The sequence below is a fragment of the Buttiauxella sp. WJP83 genome, from assembly GCF_027594725.1.
Taxonomy (GTDB): Bacteria; Pseudomonadota; Gammaproteobacteria; order Enterobacterales; family Enterobacteriaceae; genus Buttiauxella; species Buttiauxella selenatireducens.
The window spans coordinates 1977823-2003766 of sequence record NZ_CP110080.1; the positions used below are offsets into that span (position 1 = coordinate 1977823).

Sequence of the window (25944 nt, forward strand, 5' to 3'; positions counted from 1 at the left end):
CAATTGGGTATAATCCCCACTGATGTGGGACGATATTCCGAAGTACATATGGCATGTTATAGTCACAGGTATATTCAGGCAAGCCACCATCTGGCGAAAATAGAGTAAAAAAAATGTTTTGTGTGATCTACAGAAGTAGCAAACGTGACCAGACATATCTCTATGTCGAAAAAAAAGACGATTTCTCTCGAGTTCCCGAAGAATTGATGAAAGGTTTTGGCGTACCCCAATTGGCGATGTTATTACCGCTTGATGGGAGTAAAAAACTGGCCAGTGCCGATATCGAAAAAGTAAAACAGGCACTCAAAGACGAGGGCTATTATTTGCAATTGCCACCGCCGCCAGAAAGTTTGTTAAAAATGCATCTCGAAAATAGTCCGAAAAAATAAGTTTCAGACGAGTGCCAAATCTTTCCTATACATAAAGGTAGATGATACTTAGAACAAATCACCGCGGGGAAAATGATGAAAACTCCAGCAATTTGTTTAACGGTCATCGCCTTTATGCTTAGCAGTTTGAGCGCAACATCCGCCGAGGAGCTGGCGCAATCCCTTGTTAACACACCGATTGCACCTAAGTCTGAAGCTGCACCCGCGCCAATCACACTTGCACAGCAGGGGCGTGATCCCGCCGAATTCCCCGCTTATGTTGAAACCCTTAAAGCGCAGGCCAGGGCGCAGGGCATTAGCGGTAACACCATCAACAGCGCATTCGCAAACGTCCATTTTGTTGATCGGGTCATAAAATCTGACCAGAACCAGCTTGAAAAGAAAATCATGCTTGATGAATATCTGACGCGGGTTATTACACCGGAAAAGATTGAAAAGGCGCGCGCGCAGTATCAGCAGCATCGAAGCGAATTAGAGCAAATCAGTAAACGGACTGGGGTGCAAAGCCAGTACATTGTGGCGCTGTGGGCGATGGAAAGTCATTTTGGTGAAATACAGGGAAAAGAAGACATCATTTCTGCCCTTGCAACGCTTGCCTTTGAAGGACGACGGGAAGCCTTTTTCACAAAAGAGTTGATGGCGGCTTTGAAAATTCTCGATCAGGGGCACATCAACGTAGCGGAGCTGAAAGGCTCGTGGGCGGGGGCGATGGGGCAAAACCAGTTTATGCCAACTTCATATCTGCACTACGGTGCCGATGGCGATGGTGACGGTAAAATTGATATCTGGCAGAGCACCAGCGATGTTTTTGCCTCCACAGCCAATTACCTGAAAACGGAAGGTTGGAAAGCGGGTGGCTCATGGGGCAAAGAAGTTGTCTTACCTAAGGGTTTCGATAGCGCCATTGCGGGCACTAAAACCAACCAGGGCAAAACCGTCAGTCAGTGGCAGAAATTAGGTATCACTCTTAAAGATGGAACGCCGTTGCACGCCTCTAAACAAAAAGCCTGGGTCGTGACCCCGGAGGACAATCAGGGGCGTTCATTTCTGGTCTACAACAACTTCCGCACAATTATGCACTGGAATCGTTCTTACTACTTTGCGATAAGCATCGGTATGATGGCGGATGCAATCGCACGATAACGTAGATTCATCAGTATTCAGTGGCGCTTTTTTTCTCTAGTATCAAATGTAGTTAACACAACGACGCAGAGGAAAGGCATGTATCAGCATCATAATTGGCAGGGTGCGCTGCTGGATTTTCCGGTCAGCAAAGTAGTGTGTGTAGGGAGCAACTACGCAAAACATATCAAAGAGATGGGCAGTGCGACACCAGACGAACCGGTGTTGTTCATTAAACCTGAAAGTGCGCTGTGCGATATTCGTCAGCCTCTGGTTCTGCCTCAGGATTTTGGTTCCGTGCACCATGAAGTGGAACTGGCGATTCTGATTGGTTCAACCTTGAGAAAAGCCACGGATGAACATGTGAGTAAGGCTATTGCGGGATACGGCGTAGCGCTTGATCTTACATTGCGTGATTTACAAGGCAAACTGAAAAAAGCGGGCCAACCGTGGGAAAAAGCCAAAGGGTTCGATAATTCGTGCCCGATTTCTGGTTTTGTTCCAGCCAGTGAATTTAACGGAGATCCGCAAAATACGGAGCTCGGATTAAAGATCAATGGTGAAATCCGTCAGCAGGGCAGTACTTCCGATATGATCCACAAGATTGTCCCGTTAATTGCGTATATGAGCCGTTACTTCACCTTGCGTGCCGGGGACGTCATTCTTACAGGCACCCCGGAGGGCGTTGGGCCGCTGAACAGCGGTGATGAATTAGAGGTTAGCTTTGCTCACCACAGTCTGACCACGCGCGTACTATAATCAATTTGCCGCCTGCGGGCGGCAAAACTTGCATCTCAGGCTCAGAGTGTTTATAAGGTGCGCTTGTTTTAATTACGGGACACCATCATGACTACAGCGCCGTTCTGGCAGTGCAAAACACTTGACGAAATGAGTGACGCGGAGTGGGAATCTCTCTGCGACGGCTGCGGCCAGTGCTGTTTGCATAAATTGATGGACGAAGATACTGATGAAATCTATTTCACCAACGTCGCCTGTAAGCAACTGAACATCAAAACGTGCCAGTGTAAAAACTATGCCCGTCGTTTCGACTATGAACCAGACTGCATCAAACTCACGCGCGACAATCTGCCTACCTTCGAATGGTTGCCACACACCTGTGCATATCGTCTGTTAGCAGAAGGCAACGATTTACCCGCATGGCATCCTTTATTGACGGGTTCTAAAGCTGCCATGCACGGCGAGCGCATTTCGGTAAGACACATCGCGGTTAAAGAGTCCGAAGTTCGCGACTGGCAAGACCATATCCTGAACAAACCGGAGTGGGCAGACTAAATCACCAGAGTCATCGAAGAACACCAAAATAAATCGTACAAAGTGAATTCTTTGTGATACGGTGTTCTTTCAATAACAAGTAAAAGTAGGTTTTTATCCAATATTTAACATTTAAGTGTCCGTCATGTGGCGGTTCACAGTATCGCACTTCCCCCTACGATGTCCGAGAAACAAATCCCCATGGCGCTGTTTGTATCTTCTGTAAATCAGGGATGCACCTCCTTCATCGTCCGATGAGTGCGATTCATCAACATAACGTGTCTGCTCGATAAGAGCGTGTGCCGCTGATTTTGCTTTCCCCAGTTCTGCACTGTTAACATTCAGCCTCCATAACGGAGGAATAATGAAAAAAATAACACTACTGCTCGGGGCACTCTTACTCAGTGGCTGTTCATCGCCCGAACCTGTTTCCCCCAAACCGCCTCAGGTTATCGGCATGCCGAACCCCGCGTCAGTTTACTGCAAAGATAAAGGCGGTGAATTGAGAACGGTGAAAACCGATTTGGGTGAACGCGGTGATTGCTTATTGCCGAGTGGTGAACGCATAGATCAGTGGACGCTTTATCGTCGCGACCACTAATAATAAAAAACCCGCCGAGGCGGGTTTTTGTTTTCCTGGATCCTGAACTTAACGACCGAACAGGTCTCGACGTTTTGGCTTGAAGGGCTGTGCGATCAACACCAGCACGGCAATCACCAGGAAGACGGCAAAAATGCCTACCAACCATTGAACCATATCCAGCGACAGGAAAACCCACTGGCGTTCGGCACAGTCGCCTGTCGCGACAAAGACTTGTGGCAACCATTTATCCAGTGGCAGCCAACTTGGGAAACGAGCCGCAAAATCACAGGTCACAAATGGTGAAGGATGAAGTTGCAGCATTGTGTGCTCCCATGCCAACTGCAGACCTTTCCCGGCACTGTAGATCCACAGTGCAATTCCGGCATAACGCAACGGTGATTTCGGTGCAATGGCTCCAACAATGCCGGCGCCCATGATGCCAAACAATGCGCAACGCTCATAAATACACATTACACAAGGCTTCAGCATCATGACGTGCTGGAACCACAATGCCACCATTTCCAGAGCGAAAGCAGTGAATGCCAGAAGAAGCCAGGCACCTCGCCCGCGGGAGCATTGGTTTAAATATCGCAACATAATTAGTATCCCTGCAATACCCGTCGCCCTACAAGATGCAATGGTGTGGGTATATATATGTAATGAGTCGGCAGTGTAAACGAATTCGATTTCCGCGCCAGTAGGCACATCAAAATAACACGCTAATTGAATGTTTATCAGACAAAAAAGTAAACGGGCAGCAGGCTGCCCGTAAATTTAGATTAATGTGGTAAACCGTTCAGGATGGGGGACGAAATCCATCCGGCTTGCATCATCCAGTCTGTTGCTGGCACAAGCGTAAACTGTACGCACAACAATCCGACCACTGTCAGTACCAGCGTATATGGCAACGCCATGAGCACCATGCGGCCATAAGAGAGACGAATCAGGGGTGCCAGTGCCGAGGTGAGCAGGAATAAAAACGCAGCCTGACCGTTCGGAGTGGCAACGGATGGCAAGTTTGTCCCGGTGTTAATCGCCACCGCAAGTAACTCAAACTGTTTGAGGTCGATAATGCCATTAGTCAGCGCAGTTTTCGCTTCATTGATGTAAACCGTTCCAACAAACACGTTATCGGAAATGGATGACAAAATACCGTTGAACAGGTAGAACAGCGCCAGTTGCGAATGCGGTTCGGCTTGCAATACATATTGAATGACAGGCTTGAAAAGCTGCTGATCAATGATTACCGCGACGACGGCAAAAAACACCGTTAGCAGGGCGGTGAACGGCAGTGCTTCGGTGAAGGCTTTGCCTATCTGGTGTTCATCGGTCACACCGCACAGTGAGGTGGCGAAGATAATCACCGATAAACCGATTAGCCCCACTTCGGCCAAATGCAGCGCCAGCGCAATCACCAGCCATATGCCAATCAATGCCTGAACGATAAGTTTCATGCTGTCCTGGCGAGTTCGTTTTTGCGCACTCTTCGTATCGTAGTCCTGCAAAATGCCACGGACTTTTTCAGGCAGCTTTTCACCGTAACCCAGGATTTTAGTGGACTCCAGCAGCACACAGGTGAACAACCCGCAGATGAGAACCGGTATGGTGACTGGCGCCATGCGCAGTAAGAAATCGCCAAAATGCCAACCGGCATTTTTCGCAATGATCAGGTTTTGAGGCTCACCCACCATCGTCATCACGCCACCCAGAGCGGTGCCCACACCTGCATGCATCATCAGGCTGCGTAAAAACGCCCGGAATTGCTCAAGCGTGCTGCGATGATCAGCATCAAGAAGGGTGTCATCCTGGATATCATTCTCTAAGGCGCCCTTAGAGGCGACCCGGTGATAAATATCGTAGAAACCTACTGCCACACTGATAACGACGGCAACCACTGTTAGTGCGTCAAGGAAGGCCGATAAAAAGGCTGCTGCGATACAAAAGGCGAGAGAAAGTAAAATCTTCGATCGAATGCCAAGCAGTAATTTAGTAAATACCAACAGCAGAAGCTGTTTCATGAAGTAGATGCCCGCCACCATAAACACCAGCAGCAACAACACTTCAAGGTTGGACGCGATTTCTTCGCGCACATGATCGGCGCTTGTCATGCCGATGAACACCGCTTCAAACGCCAACAAACCACCAGGCAGTAATGGATAGCATTTCAGCGCCATTGCAAGGGTAAAGATAAACTCTGCAACTAATAGCCAGCCCGCAATAAACGGACTAATAAACCAAAAAATCAAAGGGTTAACGACTAGAAAAGTCAGTAAAGCCAGCTTGTACCAATTCGGAGATTGACCTAGAAAGTTGCGATAAAGCGCACGACCAGTAGACATTTCCATCGTGAATTTTTCATGCTCCTGTTACCCGTCATATTTCAAAGAACAGAAGAGGTATTCACATACCGCTAACGAATTGAATATATCGGATAAATATAAAGTTGCGATCAAATAAGTGGTTTCAGGTTACTCGTGCGCAAGATATCAATCAAGCCATAGGAAAAAGTCTGGGGAGTGTGATTGCGTGCAAAATTAAACCATGATTCCGCTTTTGGCGGTTGTCGCTGCTACCTGCGCCGCAAGGCATCTGGTATGATGAGTCTTTTAGCAAAACCTGTGTAATGGAAAGCATACTATGGTCATTAAGGCGCAGAGCCCAGCGGGTTTCGCGGAAGAATATATCATCGAAAGTATCTGGAATAACCGCTTCGCTCCGGGAACCATTCTTCCGGCTGAACGAGAGTTATCCGAGCTCATTGGCGTCACCCGTACCACATTGCGCGAGGTGCTTCAGCGCCTGGCGCGAGATGGCTGGTTAACGATTCAGCATGGCAAGCCGACCAAAGTGAATAACTTCTGGGAAACCTCAGGTCTAAACATTCTGGAAACGCTGGCCCGTCTCGATCACGACAGCGTGCCGCAGTTGATTGATAACCTGTTATCCGTTCGAACCAACATCGCGACTATCTTTATCCGCACGGCTGTTCGTCAGCATCCAGATAAAGCGCAAGAAGTATTGGCGACGGCAAACAGTGTTGAAGACCACGCTGATGCATTTGCAAAGCTGGACTACAGCATTTTCCGCGGACTTGCTTTCGCTTCCGGGAACCCGATTTACGGATTGATCCTCAATGGAATGAAAGGATTGTATACCCGTATCGGGCGTCACTATTTCTCAAGCCCTGAAGCGCGTAGCCTGGCGTTAGGTTTCTATCACCGTTTGGCAGAAATTTGCCAACAAGGATTGCACGATCAGGTCTTTGATACCGTTCGTACCTACGGGCGTGAAAGTGGTGAAATCTGGCATCGAATGCAGAAAAATTTACCGGGCGATCTGGCGATGAACAGCCGTTAATCGGGTATCTTTTTAACCTCAGTAATACGAAAAACGCTTCCCTAAGGAAGCGTTTTTTTATGGCTGTGAAATGCCGGTTACAGGCTGTTAAGCCGAGGAGGGCAACGTTCAAGCAACTCAACGCTACCATCTTCATTTTGTTGCTCTAACGTCACATCAAAGCCCCACAAACGATGCACGTGTTTGAGAACCTCCCGACGCCCTTTATCCAGCGGCGCACGGTTATGCGGGATATAACGCAGCGTCAGCGAACGGTCACCGCGTAAATCGACGTTCCATACCTGAATATTTGGCTCAAGGTTGCTCAGATTGTATTGCGCCGACAACTCAGCACGGATCTTCCGGTAACCTTCTTCGTTGTGAATAGCGGCAATTTCCAGGTAATTATTACGATCGTCATCCAGCACGGTAAACAAACGGAAATCCCGCATCAGTTTAGGCGACAGGAACTGGCTGATAAAACTTTCATCTTTAAAATCACGCATTGCGAAATGCAGAGTATCCAACCAATCTTTACCTGCAATATCCGGGAACCAGTAGCGATCTTCTTCCGTCGGCGACTGGCAAATCCTTTTGATATCCTGGAACATGGCAAAGCCGAGAGCATACGGGTTGATCCCGTTGTACCACGGGCTGTTGTACGGCGGCTGGAACACCACATTGGTGTGGCTGTGCAAGAACTCAAGCATAAAGCGGTCTGTCACTTTTCCTTCATCATACAGATGGTTAAGAATGGTGTAGTGCCAGAACGTTGCCCAACCTTCGTTCATCACCTGGGTCTGTTTCTGCGGATAAAAATACTGGCTCACCTTACGCACGATGCGCAAAATTTCGCGCTGCCAGGACTCCAGTAACGGAGCATTCTTCTCCATAAAGTAGAGCAGATTTTCTTGTGGCTCAGAGGGGTAACGACGCGCTTCTGCAATCGTTTTTTCCTCTTCACGGCGCGGCAACGTGCGCCAGAGTGTATTTACCTGGCTTTGCAGATACTCTTCGCGACTTTTCTGCCGGGCTTTCTCTTCCTGCAACGAAATTTTCTGCGGCCGTTTATAGCGATCAACGCCGTAGTTCATCAACGCGTGGCAAGAGTCGAGCAGGCGTTCAACTTCGTCCACGCCGTAGCGTTCTTCGCACTCGGTAATGTATTTACGCGCGAAAATCAGGTAATCGATAATCGAGCTGGCATCCGTCCAGCTACGGAACAAATAGTTATTTTTGAAGAAAGAGTTATGCCCGTAACAGGCGTGGGCGATAACCAGCGCTTGCATTGTGATGGTGTTTTCTTCCATCAAGTAAGCAATGCACGGGTTCGAGTTAATCACGATTTCATAGGCAAGCCCTTGCTGCCCATGTTTATAAAGCCGTTCCGTTTCGATGAATTTCTTACCAAACGACCAGTGTGGGTAGTTAATCGGCATCCCGACGCTCGAATAAGCGTCCATCATTTGCTCGGAGGTAATCACTTCGATTTGATGAGGATAGGTGTCCAGCCGATAGAGTTTGGCTACCCGGTCAATCTCGTCGAGATAGACATCAAGCAGCTCGAACGTCCAGTCAGGTCCATCACTTAGACGTTTAGAATCCTTTGTGGCGGAATCAGTAACAATAGCCATCAGCGCGCCCTCATTGTTGGCGGCTCTCTCTGGATGGAAAGCCTCACCTTCAAGAATAGACAACTCCTGAAACTTATCCGCTGCAAGCAAAATTTTTTCCTCACGATTTACTCATCTGAACACCCCGTTAATCGCGACTCATACAGAATAATGTTCTGTTGAAAATATATTCGTTCGCAGGAGATCCTAATAATCACTATCCCGCTATATCAGGTTGAGATGTGAGGAAAGTCACTATAATAAAGCCATATGTTGAATAACATTTTCATCTGGGTTATCAATTTGTAATCAGAAGATTATTCTTTTAGCTAAATGGTGGAATGGTTATGCATGTTGTGGTGCTGGGAAGTGGTGTTGTGGGTGTCAGCAGTGCCTGGTATTTGCGCCAGGCTGGGCATGATGTCACGGTTATCGACAGGGAAGCGGGGCCAGCTATGGAAACCAGCGCGGCAAATGCCGGGCAAATCTCACCGGGTTACGCTGCGCCCTGGGCTGCACCGGGCGTGCCGCTTAAAGCCATTAAATGGATGTTCCAACGCCACGCACCGCTGGCCATCAGCCTCGATGGCACGCAATTTCAGCTGAAGTGGATGCTGCAAATGCTGCGTAATTGCGACATGCGCCATTACATGGAAAACAAAGGCCGTATGGTGCGCTTGGCGGAGTACAGCCGCGATTGCCTGAAAGAACTGCGCCATAACACCAATATTCAATATGAAGGCCGGCAGGGTGGGACGTTGCAATTGTTCCGCACGGCGCAGCAGTTTGAAAATGCGGCGAAAGACATTGCGGTACTCGAAGATGCCGGTGTGCCGTATCAATTACTGGAAGCCAATCGTTTATCTGAGGTTGAACCCGCATTAGCTGATGTTGCCCATAAACTGACTGGCGGCTTGCGCTTACCTAATGACGAAACAGGCGACTGCCAACTGTTCACGCAGAATTTGGCACGCATGGCTGCTGAGGCGGGCGTCGTGTTCCGTTTCAATACGCCAGTCGATCGTCTGCTGTACGAAGGCCAAAATATTTATGGCGTGCAGTGCGGTAAAGAGGTGGTGAAAGCCGACGCTTATGTGGTCGCTTTCGGTTCATACTCCACCGGGTTATTGAAAAATATCGTTGATATTCCTGTCTATCCACTCAAAGGATACTCTCTGACCATCCCCATTGCCGATGAGCAAGGCGCTCCGGTTTCGACTATTCTCGATGAGACATACAAAATTGCGATCACGCGATTTGACCAACGCATTCGTGTCGGTGGAATGGCGGAAATTGTCGGGTTTAACACTGAATTGCTGAAACCTCGCCGTGAAACCCTGGAAATGGTGGTGCGTGACCTGTATCCACGCGGCGGGCATGTTGAGCAGGCGACGTTCTGGACGGGTTTACGTCCTATGACGCCAGACGGCACACCGATTGTTGGGCGTACACCGTTCAAGAATTTATGGCTCAACACCGGGCATGGAACACTGGGCTGGACGATGGCCTGCGGCTCGGGTCAGATGTTAAGTGATTTAATTTCTGGAAGAACACCAGCGATCCCGTTCGACGATCTCGCGGTTGCACGTTATTCCCCTGGATTCACTCCGACAGATTCACGGCGTCTGCATAACGCGCATAACTCATATCAATAAAGGAGTGGACAATGTCCCGTCCTATTGTTGCGACGCTGAAACTTAGCGCGCTGCGTAACAATTTACAGGTTGTTCGCCAGGCCGCGCCTCATTCGCGTGTCTGGTCGGTCGTTAAAGCAAATGCTTATGGTCATGGGCTGGAACGCATCTGGTCTTCATTGGGTGAAACCGATGGTTTCGCGATGCTCAATCTCGAAGAGGCTATTTTGCTCCGCGAACGCGGCTGGAAAGGGCCAATTCTGATGCTCGAAGGCTTTTTCCATGCTGATGAACTGCCGCTATTTGACCAGTATCGCCTCACCACCAGTCTTCACAGTAATTGGCAGGTGAAGGCACTGGCGAATGCCAAACTTAAGGCGCCGTTGGATGTTTATCTGAAAATGAACAGTGGCATGAACCGCCTCGGGTTCAGTCCTGAGCGGGTGCACTCTATCTGGCAACAACTGCGGGCGATTGCCAATGTCGGCCAGTTAACGTTGATGGCACATTTTGCCGATGCCGAGCAAATGGACGGCATCACAGAACCCATGAAACGCATTGAGCAGGCCGCTGAGGGCATAGATTGCCCTCGTTCACTTTCTAACTCTGCAGCAACGCTATGGCATCCTGAAGCGCATTTCGACTGGGTTCGCCCTGGGATTGTGTTGTATGGCGCATCGCCAACCGGCCAGTGGTGCGATGTCGCAACCAGCGGTTTGCAACCGGTGATGAGCCTGCAAAGCGAAATCATTGGTGTCCAGAACTTAAAGCCAGGAGACGCGGTGGGTTACGGCAGTCGCTATCGAGCTCAAGTCGAGCAGCGTATCGGGATCGTCGCCTGCGGATATGCCGACGGTTATCCTCGCCATGCCCCTGACGGAACACCCGTGCGCGTCAACGGTGTGTTAACGCACACGGTGGGAGCCATTTCGATGGATATGATGACGGTCGACCTGACACCATGTCCACAAGCCGGGATTGGTAGCCCGGTAGAACTGTGGGGTAACGAGGTTAAAATTGATGACGTCGCCCATGCTGCGGGGACGATAGGGTACGAACTGATGTGTGCGCTGGCACCTCGTGTGCCGGTTGTGACGCAGTCTTAGTGGTGAGCTAAAGGGCGGTCTCCCGCCCTTTATTGTGACTACTCGGTTTCGTTGCTTTCTACGCGAACACCGATTTTAAGCACCTGATTATCTTCTTTTTCCGCAACAGTCCAAATCATGCCTGCAAACTCCACCTGGTCACCGACCACGGGTGCTGCGCCAAGCATGCCCACCACAAACTCGCCCAGCGTTTGCTGCGTATTAACACTGTCATCCAAATCAAGGCCATAAATGGTCGCGACATCAGCAAACTGGGCATTGGCTTCGAGAATGAAGTCACCAAAGAAGCGCTGATCGAGCGACACAGGCGGTGACTGGCTAAACATTTTACCCAGCGCGGGTAGGTCACGCTCACGGCCAATCACGCAGAGCACATCGCCGACTTGTAATCGCGTACGGTCGCCCGGATTCATCAGTACATTGTCACGGAACAGGGCGGCAATGCGCGTATCTTTCGGCATATTCAGGTCACGCAGGGAGGCACCAATGCACCATTTATCTTCGCTGAGTTGGTAAACAAATTGTTCCCACGGGTTTTCCGGATGAATATCCAGACCCACGCGAGAAACTGGCCAACCCACGAGCGGCACCACAACTTTGGCTTTTTTAGCGGCCCATCCCAGTGACGTACCCTGTAATAACAGCGAAACCAACACCACGAAGAAAGCCACATTGAAGAACAGACGGGCGTTTTCAAGGCCTGCCATCATCGGGAATACGGCGAGAATAATCGGCACCGCGCCGCGTAATCCCACCCAACTGATAAACACACGCTCTCGCAGATTAAAGCCACGGAACGGCAACAGTCCCAGGAACACCGACAGCGGACGGGCAAAGAAAATCATCCACAGAGACAAGAGCAGGGCAGGAATGGCAATCGGCAGTAAATCCGACGGATTGACCAACAGCCCCAGTACCAGGAACATGCCGATTTGCGCAAACCACGCCAGCCCATCAAAGTTTTGCAAAATACCAAAGCGGCTGCGAATCGGGCGGTTGCCCAGCAGGAAACCACAAAGATAGACTGCCAGAATCCCGCTGCCGTCGAGTGCCGTGGTAATGCCAAACACCATAATCCCACCGCTCAACGCCAGCAGCGGATACAGACCTTGCGGCAACGTAATTCGGTTAATCATTTGCAGCAGCAGATAACCGCCACCGAGGCCCAGTACAATCCCGAGGCCAAACTGCTGAATGATATCCATGAGGAACATCCAGCTCAGGCCGGTTTGCCCATGCTGGATCATCTCAATGAGTGTGATGGTCAGAAACACCGCCATCGGATCGTTGCTACCCGATTCAATCTCAAGCGTGGCACCGACACGTTCGTTAAGACCTTTGCCGCCCAGCAATGAGAAAACGGCTGCCGCATCGGTTGAACCGACGATTGCGCCAATCAACAAACCTTCAATTAAGTTGAGATTAAACAACCACGCGGCGGCCATGCCGGTTAAGCCCGAGGTCACCAACACGCCTACTGTGGCAAGTGAAAGTGCTGGGCCAAGTGCGACGCGAAACGAACTGGCCTGGGTACGCATGCCGCCATCCAGCAGGATCACCGCCAGTGCCAGGTTACTGATTAGATAAGCGAAAGGATAATTATCAAAGGGAATGCCGCCAATACCGTCGATCCCCGCCAACATACCGATGGCGAGGAAGATAACCAGGATGGGGATACCAAGACGAGAGGAAAAAGAACTCAATAAGATGCTACAAGTTACCAGTACGGAACCTAAAATAAACAGACTGACTATCGCCCCTGCGTCCAAAATTATCTTTCTCCTTTTACCTGTGCCATTCGTTGCGAAATGTTACCACGGAAAGCATTGATTAATTGTGCTATCTGGTGCCCGGATGCGCCTTTTTTTGGCTGATAACGGGGTGACCGCTTATCGTCAGGCTGGCAGTTTGCCCATCGTGATGCAGTTCTCCATACGCGCCCAGCGGCAGAGTGACAGTTTCGGGTTCATGCCCGAACGGTAATCCGCGTAAAACAGGGATCGACAAGCGCTGCTGCAACATCTGGCACATTGCGTCGAAGTCATATCCGTCGTCGTAATCGCTTAACGTTGCCCCATTAAAACTGCCGAGGATCAGCGCTTTTTGACGCGCTAAAATTCCCGCGTGATGAAGTTGCAGTAATAAGCGCTCAACGCGGAAGGGATGCTCGTTAATGTCTTCAACCACTAAAATGCCGCCATCAATCACGGTGAGCCACGGCGAGCCAATCATGGAGACCAGCATCGCGAGATTTCCCCCCCACAGCGTACCGCTCGCCGAACAGGCAGGCGTGGCGCTCTGCCAGCTCACGGTAAATCTCGGTTCGGTTATCGCTTGCCAGAAATGCTGCCAGGTGAAGCGGTTTAACTCTTCTGCGCCAAAATTACCGGCAAGCATTGGCCCGCTGAACGTTATCGTCCCTGTTTGGGAAAGAAGCGCTAACTGTATTGCCGTGAAGTCGCTATGCCCGCAAATTATCGGTGTCCGTTCAGCAAAAGCACGGCCAAGGCTTGAATAGTCGATATGCTCAAGCAGGCGAGTTGCCCCATAACCACCACGAACTGCAAGTACAATGTCACATTCTGGCGGCAGGGCAGATAAATCCTGAATATCTGCCAGACGTTGATCGTCCGTCCCGGCAAATCGTTGGAAGCGCCGGGTCACCACCGATTGGTTCTCAACCCGGTGACCCGAGGTTTTCAAGCGCTCGATGCCGCGAGCGGCAGCAGCCTGATTAACACAGAATCCTGAAGGGGCAATCAATCGAAACGTGGACATGGCATTTCCTTGCGTAAAGTGAATTGGTTATCATGCCGCTTGAAACGGTGGTTGTCACCCGCCGGTAACGACGAATCGCGGTAATAACGGCTCAGTAATATAAGGATAGATGCGTGAATAAAAGATGGCTGATTGTATTGATTTTGTTATTAGCGGGCTGTTCAAGTCATACCAAGAAACAACCTGAGTGGGACCCAACAAAACCGGTACAACGCGCATTAACCTGGATGCCGATAACCGAGCAAGCGGGGAAAGAGTGGGGCGTTAGCCCGCGCGTGGTGACGGCAATTATTGCGGTGGAGTCCGGTGGCAATCCGACATTGGTCAGTAAGTCTAATGCCGTGGGTCTGATGCAGATTAAAGCGTCAACGGCGGGCAAAGATGTATACCGCCATCTGGGTTGGGGCGGACAACCGTCAACCAGCGAACTGAAAGATCCCGCGCGTAATATCTCGATTGGTACCGCGTATTTGAGCATTCTCGAACACGGCATTCTTGCGGGTATAGAAGATCCAGAAACGATGCAGTATGCCTTACTGGCTTCATATGCTAACGGTGCGGGCGCATTGCTCAGAACGTTCTCATCCGATCGTAAAAAGGCCATTGATGAGATCAATGACCTGAGCCCAGACGAGTTTTACGAATACATCGCTAAGAATCACCCAGCACCGCAAGCACCGCGATATTTGTATAAAGTGTCTAAAGCGTTAAACGCGATGTAATTACTTAATCCGGCCCGCCTTTTCGCGGGCTGAACGTTCCAGCGAAAAAATAATACGCTGTAACTGGCGCTCCACGGCGGGGTTAACGTTAAGAAAACGGAAACTCAGCCGAGGGGTGCTGATAGTCTGGTTTTTACTGTCGATCACTTTACGTTCAGATAAGGTGATTAACTGCATATCAAAATGAAATTTTCCCCACTGCACTAAATCGAGTTCAACCTGAGAAAATCGCATTCCGTCCTTCACCCCGTCCGGGAGAGGCCCGTCGACCAATGCACCCATCCCGCCCAGTGACAAATCACAAAGTCTGAACTGGAAAGGGGAGCCATTCGGCAACGTGGCATTGCAGAGATAGTAGGGTTGAAGGGGGGCAGTAATGCGGAAATATTCCCGACGCTGCACGAACCACAACGTCGGTGGGATAGGGGCATGGAATGCCGGCAAATTCAGGTAATTCACCGGCTGTATTTTCGGCAAAGTAAATTCTACCTTCGCGCCTTCTGTTTCAGCGGTGAATTGAATATTCGCTGCTTTTTGCGCGGCCTGGTTTTCCTGCGACTGGCTGCCAAAATCCACAATCAAACCTGATGCGGTAACCTCCAGGATTTTGGTAATAAATTGCCCTGATTGCCAACTAATTCTAATCGGCACTTGGTTTTTATGGAGATCACGTAACACGCCTAATACTGCCAGAGGACTTTGTTTCAGAAAATGCTCGTTATAGTTACTCAAGGCCAGGTCCATGTTGTGTTTTGAAAGCTGTAAGAAAATTTATCGGCAGGAAAATAAAAAACTTAAGATAAATCTCAAGGTTTTATGGTGATAAATTCAATAACTTAGTGATGTCGGTCACGTTTTTCTATGGCAGGTATATACTTAGCGTACCGACAGACAGAACCCGGTGGAAGATTACGTGGGTTTTGGCTTGTTACCACAAACAATAAAGAAGAGGACGTTCAACATGGGTATTCTGGCCTGGATCATTTTCGGTTTGATAGCTGGTGTCATCGCAAAACTTCTTATGCCTGGTAAAGACGGCGGCGGTTTTATCCTGACGTGTATTTTGGGGATTATCGGTGCTGTAGTGGGTGGCTGGATTGCAACATTTCTTCATATCGGAGGCAGTGTAACGGGCTTTAACCTTCCAAGTTTCCTGGTTGCCGTTGCGGGCGCAATTATTGTATTGATTATTTACCGAATGGTTCGACGCTAACACTTCGCGTCATACCTGAAGTTATTCTGTCAGAGCGGCCCCATTTCTGGGGCCGTTTTATTTTTACTGCTTTTGAGTGAAGAAGTCGTTGTACAACATATACAGATGCGCGGCACTCCATGAGAAGTTTGGCGCGCCTTGCTGTTCACCGGTTAACGGATTGTAGTTCTCGCGGATAGGGCCGTCGGTAATCAACCCGTTAGCATGGGCAAAGAAGCTATTCGCCATTTCGACGGCATCGGCACGATAACCATAACGCTCCATCCCTTTTAGACCGAAGTAGAACTGATCCACCCACACACGTCCACGCCAGTATATATCAGGCCCAAATGCCGGGTTGGTGAGGGCCGCGGTACCCAATGGCACATAAGTGTTGAACTCTTTTGGATCTTTCATCACCTTCACGACGGCATCAGCATGTTGTTGGGTCGCGGCACCATTAAATAACGGTGACCAGCCTTCTGGCCCTTTGCCACGCGCAACAATAGGTTTGCCCGCGCAGCCATTCGGCAGAGGTTTATCCTCGATGCGGATGTCGTAGTAGAAACCGGTCGCGTCGTCGAACATACAGGTGTTGATGTAATCGGCCAGTTTTTGGGCATGATTGCGGAATTTCTGTGCATCATCCTGTTTACCCAGAATATCTGCCATTTGTGCCAGATAAGTGCTGTCGCTATACATGTAGCTGGCCTGATCGACCGATTCCTGGAGCAAGGAATAGCCAAGCAAGGTGCCATCTGCGGCACGGTTTTCAGCGAACAGCACCTGCCAGTCTTCGCGTTTACCGCCTTTCTCAAGATAACGTTGCAACTGGTCTGGTTCGATAAAACCAAATACTGCCGCACCGTCACGCCCTGACTCCCAGGCGGCCGCTACCTGCGCCGGAATATCGATGCTGTCATATTTTCCGCTGCGTAAAACGCGGTTGTAGTTCTCCAGTCCGACCATCTTTTGTTCTTTGTTGCCGCGCTTAACGGTAAAGATCATCTCGCCTTTGGCGGTGTTATGCGCTTTATCGCGCGTTGCACCGTATTCCGGTACGCCATTGCTGTTGTGGTCACGGTTGCGCAACCACCAGTCGTGATAAGCCACCAGATGCGGATACATCTCTTCGAGCCAGGCTTTCTCACCCGTGGTTTTATACACTTCCATGACCGACCAGGCGGCGAGACTCGGTTTGGTGTTGCGCTCATTCCAGTTGCTGCCATCACCGCCGCGTTCCGGGTTAGTGTTATAGGCGAGCAGGTCTGGCACAAACCCCGCATCCCACGGACGAACCGGATCATCGACCGGGATTTGCCACGCGAACACGGCGCGGATGTTGTCTTTTGCGACGTCAGGGTTGAAATGCGCCATCGCGTAAGCCTGTTTCCAGGTGTCCCACGGCCAGGTCTGGTTGCCAGAGAACCAGCGCCCGGTAACAGACGGCGTGACGGAATCAAACTTCATTGCCCCTGCGACACCTCTCCAGTTGCCGTTAAGCGTTTCAATCGATTTTACCGCGACGCGAGTCTGGGCCTCTGTGGCATCAGGATTGTTTAATCCTTTGTTCAGATAGCCCTCCCAGCGTTGTTCAGACGCAGTGAGGTACGGCTGGGGATGCTTGAGAATATCGGTGATTTTGGCTTGTTCTTTTTGCACCTCAGCCGCATTCAGCAGATGTGAATAAGTGGTGTAGATCGTGGTAGAACTCGCAATGTTTGCCTTCGCAACAAAACGATGCCCGCTTATTTGGGTGCTCATCGGCAGCGTTTTGTGGATTTGGTACTGCGACTCACCGGACGTCATCAGGTTCGAGTCGGAGCGCACTTTGCCAAAGGTCACGTTCAGACCATCTTTGGTGGCGTGTAGGGTGCGGGAGTAATCAGGGAATGCCTGATCAATCGTCTCGTTTGACTGCGGTTTTTGTTCCTGCAGATGGTATTTTTCCAGCAGTTCGCCGTCCCACACCAGCTCAAGCGGGGTGTCGGTGGTGATTTCTGTTGCCAGCAGCGAGGTGCGAGAGGTGACAAAACGCAGCGTCATTTTTACCGTGACACCAGGAGCCGTCAGCGTTTGAATCAGCGCCCCCGGAATGCTGTAAGCCTGCAGGGTGAACGCCACTTTCTGACCGTCTTTATACACGCTCAGGCGATCGAAATTGTTCGCCATAAAGTTGATGTACTCTTCGGTCAGCAGCGCGGGACCAGGGAATCCGCCCATACCTTCACTGTTTGCTGGCAGCAAATGACCATGCCACGCACCATCGTCAAATAGCGGGTTAAAACGCTGATGTTCATCAAAATCATAATCGAGCATTGCCTGTGGCGCGCCCGTGCGGTCAATAACATTGTGGAACTGATTGGCCTTTAAACATGTGGTGTCAGCCTGTTTAGTGCTACAGCCAGCAACAATCAACAGTACGGCGAGTGGAGCAAGACGATGTAATCGTTTCATGACGTTTCCTTACCAGTAAAAATATTGCATCAGGAATACCGAGTTGCTGGCATCCGTCGTGTCGTTATGCAGATAAAAGCGGCTGTCGAGCGCGGTGGCGAATTTGCCATCGCAATACTCATACCAGACCCCAAATTGTGCGAAAGAGGTGGTCTGGTCCTCGGCGTTATCCAGTAGATGTTTTGCGTAACTCCAGGCGGTGGATAAATAGAGCCCTTTGGTGGGTTCCACCATGCCGCTAACCATCATCCCTGTTTCGCTACCTGGGTTGTTCCCATCACCTTTGCCAGTGTGATGCCAGACACGCCCGGCCAAATTTTTGCCCTGTAATCCCAGCAAAAAGAGTTGCCCTGTGCCGTCAGTCACTTCCAGACCGTTCAGCAGCGTCAACCCTTCCTGAATGTCGTACTGGAGATAACCATTGATCATGGCTCGATACGTGTATTTGTCCGAATAGCGATCATATTTACCGAAGTGCAGCAGCGCGGTGCTTTCATCAACGCGGCTTTCAGGTGCTGCGGTAATGCTGTAACGGAAATCCCCCGTCAGGTTTTGCACTTTGGCGGCGTAAGTCAGATCGCGCGTATTGGGAATGACATAACCGTATTCGGGGGTGAAATCTCCCCACCACTGCAAATCATCCAGCGAGGAGTCATTACGTGCACTGAGAATAAACTCCGTCCCTTTATCGGTACGATACCCGCCGTAAAAACGGTTTATCCCGCCTTCGAAGCCACCCCAACCGTGATCCGGCACCCAGGCGTTGCCCTGGCTATCGGCTTGCACCGTCCAGCCTTCGCCGTATAGCAACCCAAACCAGTTGCCATGTTTGATTTCAAGGCCGCCTTCAATATAAGTGCCATCGCTATATTTATGTTTATCCTCACCGTTCAGGTACACGCTCCCGCCAAGTCCCATCTCGCCATAGAAGCGAAATGCTGTTTCTGAAGGTTTCGCCACCAGAGTAGGGGGCTCTGGAGTCTGATGCTCGGCAGGCACGACCGCTTCCGCCGCCAGTAATGTCCCTGCGGGGGTCAGCAGAAAGACTAAAGATGCCATAGATAATGTTTTGTTCACTCAATGCAATCCTTGTTATTTTTTTGATTTTCCTGGCCACACTCGTTCCGTCACGCCAGTATGACGGCAAGGATTTTAGTTAAATATTTACTAAATAATACACTTAAAATAAACTTAAGTTACGAAATCGATAACTGGATCACATCGTTGATCGGGCGTCAGACAGGGGTATACAGGTGTCAGATATGACATTAAGCTGTTACCCGGCTGGCATTGCGCCGCAAGGACGCAGGCTTAGGGTTAATGGTGTTTATCAGATGATTATTGGGATGTTATGGCTACATTGAAGGAAATTGCCCAGGCCGCCCAGGTCTCTGTGGCGACAGTTTCACGGGTGCTTAATGACGATCCGACGTTAAGCGTCAAAACGCAGACTCGTCAAAAAATCCTCGAAGCGGCAGAAAGGCTGGAATATAAAGTCCCCAGCGCTAAACGACAGGCCGGCCAGCGGCTGACGTTTGCGGCACTGTATACCCACGGGCAAGAACTGGAAATCAACGACCCCTATTATCTGGCGATGCGCTATGGCATTGAAACACAATGTGAAAAGCTTGGTGTTACGCTCATTTCCTGTTACGACTTTAAAAGTGAACGCCCGGCGGTTGCCGCCGCCGACGGTTTACTGATTATTGGTAAACCTCAGCCTTCAGCACAGGCCTGGCTTGAGCAACAAGAGCTACCGTTGGTATTCCTCGATGGTGTGACGGACGATCCTCGTTTTGACTGTGTGAACGTGGATTTGTACAAAATCAGCCGTAAAGTTATCGATTACTTCATCTCTCGCGGCTATATGCGGATTGGTTTTATTGGTGGGCGAGATGACCCAGCATATGCTGATCAACGTGAAGAGGCGTTCGTTGAATACGGGCGCAGCAAGAATGTTGTCAATGCGCAGGATGTTTATTACGGTGATTTTAGCAGCCAGTCTGGTTATCAATGTGCGCTGAAAATGCTCGGCACATCAGGGGATTACCCGCCAGCTTTGTTCGTTGCGACCGACTCCATTGCCATTGGCGTGCTGCGTGCATTGCATGAACACGGCATCAAAGTGCCTGATCAGATGGCATTGATTAGCGTGAATGATATTCCTACCGCACGCTTTGTCTTCCCCGCGTTGTCTACGGTGCGTATCCATTCTGAAACCATGGGTGCCCAGGCGGTCAATCTCTTAATGGAGCGGCTGCGTGATGATCGCACCATCCCACTCTCGGTTTATGTCCCCAGTTCACTGCAACTGCGCGACACAACGACCGCTGAATAATCAGTCACTCACGCAGTTTTAAGGGCGGAACTCCGCCCTGCAACGCCTCAAGATTTCTCGTCATCCCGCATTTCGCAATGTTGATTTATTGTGATCCCTTTGGCATTTAGTAAAACCAAAGTTTTAATTTTAGTAAATGTTTACTATTGTTATCCCCTACACACGTAATGAGGATGTTGGCGTGAATAACTGGGAAAACATAGACAAGCAATCTGAGAATCGGCTGCCACCACGCGCCTGGTTTCATGGCTACGCTAGCGAAGCGCAGGCAAGAACCCTTAATCGGGATGAAAGTCTGGGCTTTATGCTGCTCAGCGGCAAATGGGCGTTTAACTATTTTGACCATCCTGAAAAGGTGCCTGCTGAGTTTTACCGCGAAGCGATGCCTGAGTGGGGTGAGATAACTGTCCCTGGCATGTGGCAAATGGAAGGCCACGGCAATTTGCAGTACACCGATGAAGGATTTCCTTTCCCGATTGATGTCCCCTATGTTCCCACCAACAACCCAACCGGTGCCTATCAGCGCCAGTTTTCACTCACCGCGCAATGGCTACAACGCCAGATTGTTATCAAATTCGACGGCGTAGAAACCTACTTTGAAGTGTACGTGAATGGCCACTACGTTGGGTTTAGCAAAGGTAGCCGCCTGAGCGCTGAGTTTGACATCAGCCCTTACGTGCAAGCCGGTGAGAACTTACTCTCCGTGCGCGTGATGCAGTGGGCGGACTCAACCTATATCGAAGACCAGGATATGTGGTGGATGGCGGGGATCTTCCGCGACGTTTACCTGCTGGGTCAGCCAGATGTGCATCTTCATGATTTCACGGTCGTCACCGAATTCGATGAAAACTACGGTGATGCCGAACTTCAGCTTTCCTGCGACTTACGCAACATTGCGGCGACACCTGCCGAAGGTTATCAACTGCTGGCACAACTTTTTGACGGTGAGAAATGCGTCGCGCAACAGCAACACGATGCGCTGTCTGTCCACAGCGATTCGCGCTGCCAGTTCGTCATACCGGTTAAAACCCCAAAACAGTGGAACGCAGAACATCCCAATCTCTATCTGTTGCTGCTGACGCTACGCGATAACCGTGGCGAAATCGTCGAAGTGGTGCCGCAGCAGGTTGGATTCCGCGATATTAAAGTGCGCGACGGCTTGTTTTACGTGAATGGTCGCTACCTGAAACTGCATGGCGTAAACCGCCACGATCATGATCATCAAAAAGGTCGTGCCATCGATATGGCGCGTGCTGAGCGCGACATCATTCTGATGAAGCAGCACAACATTAACTCAGTACGCACTGCCCATTATCCTAACGATCCGCGTTTTTACGCGCTTTGCGACCAGTACGGTTTGTTTGTGATGGCTGAAACCGACCTGGAAAGTCATGGTTTTGCCAACGTCGGTGATATCAGCCGCATTACGGATGATCCCGCATGGGAACAAGCTTATGTCGAACGCATCGAACGTCATGTTCTGGCGCAGAAAAACCATCCTTCCATCATTATTTGGTCGCTGGGCAATGAGTCTGGCTACGGGTGCAACATTCGCGCAATGACGGCGCGTTGCAAACAGCTCGACCCAACTCGTCTTGTACATTACGAAGAAGATCGCGATGCGGAAGTGGTGGATGTCATCAGTACGATGTATTCCCGCGTCTCAATGATGAATGCTTTTGGTGAATATCCGCACCCGAAACCCCGCATCCTGTGCGAATACGCTCATGCGATGGGCAACGGACCTGGCGGGCTTGCGCAATATCAAACGGTCATCAATCAACATAAAAGCCTGCAAGGACATTATGTCTGGGAGTGGTGCGACCATGGCTTGTTAGTGCATGACGAGCAGGGCCGTGAGCGTTACCAGTACGGTGGCGATTATGGCGATTATCCAAACAACTATAACTTCTGTATGGATGGGCTGATTTACCCTGACCAGCGTCCTGGTCCTGGGCTTCGCGAATATAAGCAAGTTCTGTGTCCGGTTGCTGTTTATCCCACAGAGAAGAACGATGTCTTGCTGGTGGAGAACCGTTACTGGTTCAGCGCACTGAACGATATCGAACTACACGTCACTTATCAGGTTGAAGGCGAAATCATCGCGCAACACACGCTGGCCGCACCGTGTTTACAACCGGGTGAAAAAGAAGAACTCCACCTGAATGCACCATCGCTGCCCGTAGGTGAAGTGTTTATTAATGTCGAAGTCTACAAACGTCACGCCACGGCTTACAGCGAAGCGATGCATCCACTTGGCCAGTATCAAATTCTGCGTCAGACGGCGGCTGCGCGCGAAGCACTGCCAGCGAAGCAAACCAGCGCACTGGTGAACGAAACGCGTGGGCATCAGCAAGTCGTCAGTGGTGCCGATTTTTCCCTGACTTTCTGCCGTTTGAGTGGCGAGCTTCTCTCCTGGCACGTGCAGGGAGAGGAGATAGTAGGGCGCGCACCTCATCTCACGTTCTTCAAGCCGACGATTGATAACCACAAGCAGGAATTTGAAGGACTGTGGCAGCCGTATCACGTGCATCTGATGCAACATCATTTCCGTGCGATGCGACAATCCGCGCAAGGTGACGATGTCATCATTGAAGTGGATACCGTGATTGCGCCTCCGGTTTTCGATTTTGGCATGCGTTGCACCTACCAGTGGCGAATTACCCCTGCGGGCCATATATCGCTTGAACTGTCGGGCGTTCCTTACGGAAATTATCAGGCGATTATTCCAAAAATCGGCCTCGATTTCGGCATCAGCAAGCGTTTCAGTCAGGTTGAATATTATGGCCGTGGGCCGGGTGAAAACTACGCCGATAGCTGCGAGAGCAACCTGATTGGGCGTTATCGCCAGTCTGTTGACAGCCTCTTTGAGAATTACCCGTTCCCACAAGATAACGGGAACCGGCAGCAGGTGCGCTGGCTCACCGTTGAAGATGGAATGGGCAACGGTCTTTTCATTCAACCGCGCAAACCGATTAACTTCAGTCTGTGGCCGTATAGCGCTGAAATGCTGCAACAGGCGCAACACATCAATGAGCTTGAGGAAAGTGGCTACCTGACACTCAATCTTGATGACCAAATCCTGGGTTTAGGTTCCAACTCCTGGGGTTCAGAAGTGTTGGATTCGTTCCGGGTTTATCTCAAACCGTTTAGCTACGGCTTCACGATGGTGCCGTTACGTCCGGGGCAAAGCGCTGCATCTCTCGCTGCCTATGATTTCCAGCCGCATTCAGAATGCGCACATTCTTGTTGAGGTACAGGTAATGATTATTCTAAACACCTTAGAAGATTTTAAGCGCATTTATCATGCGGGAAAGAAATGGCAACGCTGCATGGAAGCGATTAATAACCTGAAGAATATCGAGCCGAATGTTTTTTATTCCATCGGTGATTCACTGGTTTATCGCCTGGCGGAAGGGGCTACCGAAAACACGGAATTATTCGAAGGGCATCGCCGTTATTTTGATGTGCATTATTACCTGGCCGGTGAACAACAGGTTGAAATTGCCGCCAAAAATACCTTAACCCCAGAAATGGCTTATCGCGATGAAAGCGACAGGGAATTTTTTAGCGGGCAGGGAGCAACGCAGAAGCTGGTGGCAGGAAATGTCGTCATTTTTGAAAATCACGAAGCGTACCGATTTTCCACCGGAGAGGGCGTACGGAAAGTCATTTTGAAAGTCACCGTTGAGGAAACCTATTTCCTGAATAAGTAACTTTCGCGACCCGTCCAGAACGTCTGGGCGGGTCAATACAATAAAAATACCCTACACAATGTGGAGTTTCTATGGCTTCGACTAGTAGAAATACAATTGGCAAGTTTGGCTTACTGGCGATGACATTTGCGGCGGTGTTTAGCTTCAATAACGTCATTAATAATAACGTCCAGCTTGGCATCGCATCGGCACCGGTTTTCCTGGTGGCCACGCTTATTTACTTTATTCCGTTCTGTTTAATCATCGCAGAATTCGTTTCGCTCAACCGTAATTCAGAAGCCGGGGTTTACGCCTGGGTGAAAAGCGCACTAGGGGGCCGTTGGGCATTTATTACCGCGTACACCTATTGGTTTGTGAATCTGTTTTTCTTCACCTCGTTATTGCCAAGGGTTATTGCATACGCTTCGTATGCGTTCCTCGGATATGACTATATTTTCACACCATTAACCACGGCAATTATCAGTATTATCCTGTTCGCGTTCTCCACCTGGATTTCAAACCACGGTGCGAAATTGCTCGGACCAATGACGTCAGTCACCTCCACGTTGATGTTATTACTCACTTTCTCCTACATCATTCTGGCAGGAGCAGCGGTGGTGGGGGGAGTTGAACCTGCAGACCCAATCAACGTGCAGGCGATTACTCCGCAGTTCAGCTGGGCATTTCTCGGCATTATTGCCTGGATTTTCCAGGCGGCGGGTGGTGCTGAGTCCGTGGCGGTGTACGTTAACGACGTCAAAGGCGGCAGCAAAGCGTTTGTTAAAGTCATCATACTTTCTGGTCTGTTCATCGGTGTTCTTTATACCGTGTCATCGCTGCTGATTAACGTCTTTGTTCACCAGTCTGATTTGCACTACACCGGCGGTACGGTTCAAGTCTTTGGTGGGCTGGCGCAACACTTTGGCCTGCCAACCGTGCTGATGAACCGCTTTGTTGGTATTGTTTCGTTCACCGCCATGTTTGGTTCATTGCTGATGTGGACGGCGGCACCGGTGAAAATCTTCTTTACCGAGATCCCTAAAGGTATCTTTGGCGAGAAGACCGTGAGCCTGAACCAGCATGGTGTACCGACTCGCGCGGCCTGGATTCAATTCCTGATTGTGATTCCATTGATGCTTATCCCAACCGTGGGTTCGGGTAGCGTGCAGGAATTAATGAACACGTTGATTAACATGACGGCTGCGGCGTCGATGTTGCCACCGCTGTTTATCATGCTTGCCTACCTGAATCTGCGCTTGAAATACGATGCAGTGAACCGCGACTTCCGCATGGGTTCACGGATGCAGGGTATCGCGATTGTGAGCGTATTGATCGTTATCTTCACCATCGGGTTTATTGCGTCAACTTTCCCGACCGGGGCCAGCATCATGACCATCGTATTTTATAACGTCGGCGGTCTGGTTATTTTCCTTGGCTATGCCTGGTGGAAATACAACAAATACGAGAAAACCCTGGATGCGAAAGAGCGTTATGAAGCGGATACGCCGCTGGCGCAAATCGTTCTTGAACAGCAGCAGGGAAAGCAGGCTGTACCGCAGGCAGGTAATGTCGCGGTAACACGGCAATAATAAAAATGCGGCCATGAAATGGGCCGCATTTTTGCTTTGTAGGAATTACAGCAGCAATTATGTGGTCATCACGCGTAAAAACTAAAGCTGTGGTGCGAGGCAATTCATAAGAAAATCT

The 25944-nt window shown here is 50.1% G+C and carries 23 protein-coding genes; 15 read left to right on the top strand and 8 right to left on the bottom strand.

Features of this window, described 5'->3' with window-relative positions; translation table 11 throughout:
• Positions 1-113 precede the first annotated feature (113 nt).
• From OH773_RS09170 to OH773_RS09195, 6 genes are all read left to right on the top strand, one after another.
• Complete coding sequence (locus tag OH773_RS09170) at positions 114-389, top strand: YcgL domain-containing protein (RefSeq protein WP_183269515.1); 276 nt, start codon at positions 114-116, stop codon at positions 387-389.
• Between the two features lie 75 nt (positions 390-464).
• The gene (locus tag OH773_RS09175) at positions 465-1532 is read left to right on the top strand and encodes a lytic murein transglycosylase (RefSeq protein WP_442865663.1); all 1068 of its coding nucleotides are present in this window, start codon (positions 465-467) and stop codon (positions 1530-1532) included.
• A gap of 78 nt (positions 1533-1610) precedes the next feature.
• On the top strand, positions 1611-2270 hold the full coding sequence (locus OH773_RS09180) for a fumarylacetoacetate hydrolase family protein (RefSeq protein WP_270145031.1): 660 nt from the start codon (positions 1611-1613) through the stop codon (positions 2268-2270).
• 87 nt (positions 2271-2357) lie between these two features.
• Entirely contained in the window at positions 2358-2804 is a 447-nt protein-coding gene (locus OH773_RS09185; protein WP_270145034.1) for a YcgN family cysteine cluster protein, read from the top strand.
• Positions 2805-2899: 95 nt separating this feature from the next.
• Positions 2900-3076: a cold shock small protein YmcF gene (gene ymcF / locus OH773_RS09190; RefSeq protein WP_442865678.1), complete on the top strand. Its 177-nt coding sequence runs from the start codon at positions 2900-2902 to the stop codon at positions 3074-3076.
• A gap of 71 nt (positions 3077-3147) precedes the next feature.
• A complete protein-coding gene (locus OH773_RS09195; RefSeq protein ID WP_270145036.1) occupies positions 3148-3384 on the top strand; it encodes a putative hemolysin in 237 nt (78 codons plus the stop codon).
• A 48-nt stretch (positions 3385-3432) separates the two neighbouring features.
• On the opposite strand, the gene dsbB is transcribed toward OH773_RS09195, so the two are convergent.
• Positions 3433-3963 (bottom strand): disulfide bond formation protein DsbB, encoded by a 531-nt coding sequence (gene dsbB, locus OH773_RS09200; protein ID WP_270145037.1) that lies wholly within the window; start codon positions 3961-3963, stop codon positions 3433-3435.
• A gap of 182 nt (positions 3964-4145) precedes the next feature.
• The gene (gene nhaB / locus OH773_RS09205) at positions 4146-5711 is read right to left on the bottom strand and encodes a Na(+)/H(+) antiporter NhaB (protein ID WP_270145039.1); all 1566 of its coding nucleotides are present in this window, start codon (positions 5709-5711) and stop codon (positions 4146-4148) included.
• Positions 5712-6003: 292 nt separating this feature from the next.
• On the opposite strand from nhaB, the gene fadR reads away from it, so the two are divergent.
• Entirely contained in the window at positions 6004-6723 is a 720-nt protein-coding gene (gene fadR, locus OH773_RS09210; RefSeq protein WP_270145041.1) for a fatty acid metabolism transcriptional regulator FadR, read from the top strand.
• Between the two features lie 77 nt (positions 6724-6800).
• Here fadR and OH773_RS09215 read toward each other — a convergent pair whose 3' ends face one another.
• Complete coding sequence (locus OH773_RS09215) at positions 6801-8336, bottom strand: SpoVR family protein (RefSeq protein WP_270145784.1); 1536 nt, start codon at positions 8334-8336, stop codon at positions 6801-6803.
• Positions 8337-8662: 326 nt separating this feature from the next.
• Between OH773_RS09215 and OH773_RS09220 the strand changes: the two genes are divergently transcribed.
• Positions 8663-9970 carry a D-amino acid dehydrogenase gene (locus OH773_RS09220; RefSeq protein WP_270145786.1) on the top strand — a complete coding sequence of 436 codons (1308 nt, stop codon included), beginning with the start codon at positions 8663-8665 and terminating at the stop codon, positions 9968-9970.
• 11 nt (positions 9971-9981) lie between these two features.
• A complete protein-coding gene (gene dadX / locus OH773_RS09225) occupies positions 9982-11055 on the top strand; it encodes a catabolic alanine racemase DadX (RefSeq protein ID WP_270145043.1) in 1074 nt (357 codons plus the stop codon).
• 38 nt (positions 11056-11093) lie between these two features.
• Here dadX and OH773_RS09230 read toward each other — a convergent pair whose 3' ends face one another.
• Together OH773_RS09230 and ldcA are read right to left on the bottom strand one after the other, a co-directional pair.
• Complete coding sequence (locus tag OH773_RS09230) at positions 11094-12824, bottom strand: potassium/proton antiporter (protein ID WP_270145045.1); 1731 nt, start codon at positions 12822-12824, stop codon at positions 11094-11096.
• Between the two features lie 70 nt (positions 12825-12894).
• Positions 12895-13833: a muramoyltetrapeptide carboxypeptidase gene (gene ldcA / locus OH773_RS09235; protein ID WP_270145047.1), complete on the bottom strand. Its 939-nt coding sequence runs from the start codon at positions 13831-13833 to the stop codon at positions 12895-12897.
• 113 nt (positions 13834-13946) lie between these two features.
• Here ldcA and emtA point away from each other — a divergent pair, with 113 nt between their 5' ends.
• Positions 13947-14555, top strand: a complete 609-nt coding sequence (gene emtA / locus OH773_RS09240) for a membrane-bound lytic murein transglycosylase EmtA (protein WP_270145050.1) — start codon at positions 13947-13949, stop codon at positions 14553-14555.
• On the opposite strand, the gene ycgR is transcribed toward emtA, so the two are convergent.
• A complete protein-coding gene (ycgR, locus tag OH773_RS09245; RefSeq protein WP_270145053.1) occupies positions 14556-15287 on the bottom strand; it encodes a flagellar brake protein YcgR in 732 nt (243 codons plus the stop codon). It abuts the gene before it with no gap.
• A 229-nt stretch (positions 15288-15516) separates the two neighbouring features.
• On the opposite strand from ycgR, the gene OH773_RS09250 reads away from it, so the two are divergent.
• Positions 15517-15768, top strand: coding sequence for a GlsB/YeaQ/YmgE family stress response membrane protein (locus OH773_RS09250; protein WP_183269498.1), 252 nt, complete (start codon positions 15517-15519; stop codon positions 15766-15768).
• 63 nt (positions 15769-15831) lie between these two features.
• Here OH773_RS09250 and ygjK read toward each other — a convergent pair whose 3' ends face one another.
• On the bottom strand, positions 15832-18204 hold the full coding sequence (ygjK, locus tag OH773_RS09255) for an alpha-glucosidase (RefSeq protein WP_270145055.1): 2373 nt from the start codon (positions 18202-18204) through the stop codon (positions 15832-15834).
• A gap of 9 nt (positions 18205-18213) precedes the next feature.
• On the bottom strand, positions 18214-19263 hold the full coding sequence (gene ygjJ / locus OH773_RS09260; RefSeq protein WP_270145788.1) for a protein YgjJ: 1050 nt from the start codon (positions 19261-19263) through the stop codon (positions 18214-18216).
• A gap of 292 nt (positions 19264-19555) precedes the next feature.
• On the opposite strand from ygjJ, the gene ebgR reads away from it, so the two are divergent.
• The 4 genes from ebgR (at position 19556) to OH773_RS09280 (ending at position 25826) form a co-directional block, all read left to right on the top strand.
• On the top strand, positions 19556-20542 hold the full coding sequence (gene ebgR, locus OH773_RS09265; RefSeq protein WP_270145057.1) for a transcriptional regulator EbgR: 987 nt from the start codon (positions 19556-19558) through the stop codon (positions 20540-20542).
• A 181-nt stretch (positions 20543-20723) separates the two neighbouring features.
• Positions 20724-23795, top strand: a complete 3072-nt coding sequence (ebgA, locus tag OH773_RS09270) for a beta-galactosidase subunit alpha (protein ID WP_270145059.1) — start codon at positions 20724-20726, stop codon at positions 23793-23795.
• 10 nt (positions 23796-23805) lie between these two features.
• Positions 23806-24258 (top strand): beta-galactosidase subunit beta, encoded by a 453-nt coding sequence (locus OH773_RS09275; protein ID WP_270145063.1) that lies wholly within the window; start codon positions 23806-23808, stop codon positions 24256-24258.
• Positions 24259-24329: 71 nt separating this feature from the next.
• A complete protein-coding gene (locus tag OH773_RS09280) occupies positions 24330-25826 on the top strand; it encodes an amino acid permease (protein WP_270145065.1) in 1497 nt (498 codons plus the stop codon).
• The last annotated feature ends 118 nt before the right edge of the window (positions 25827-25944 follow it).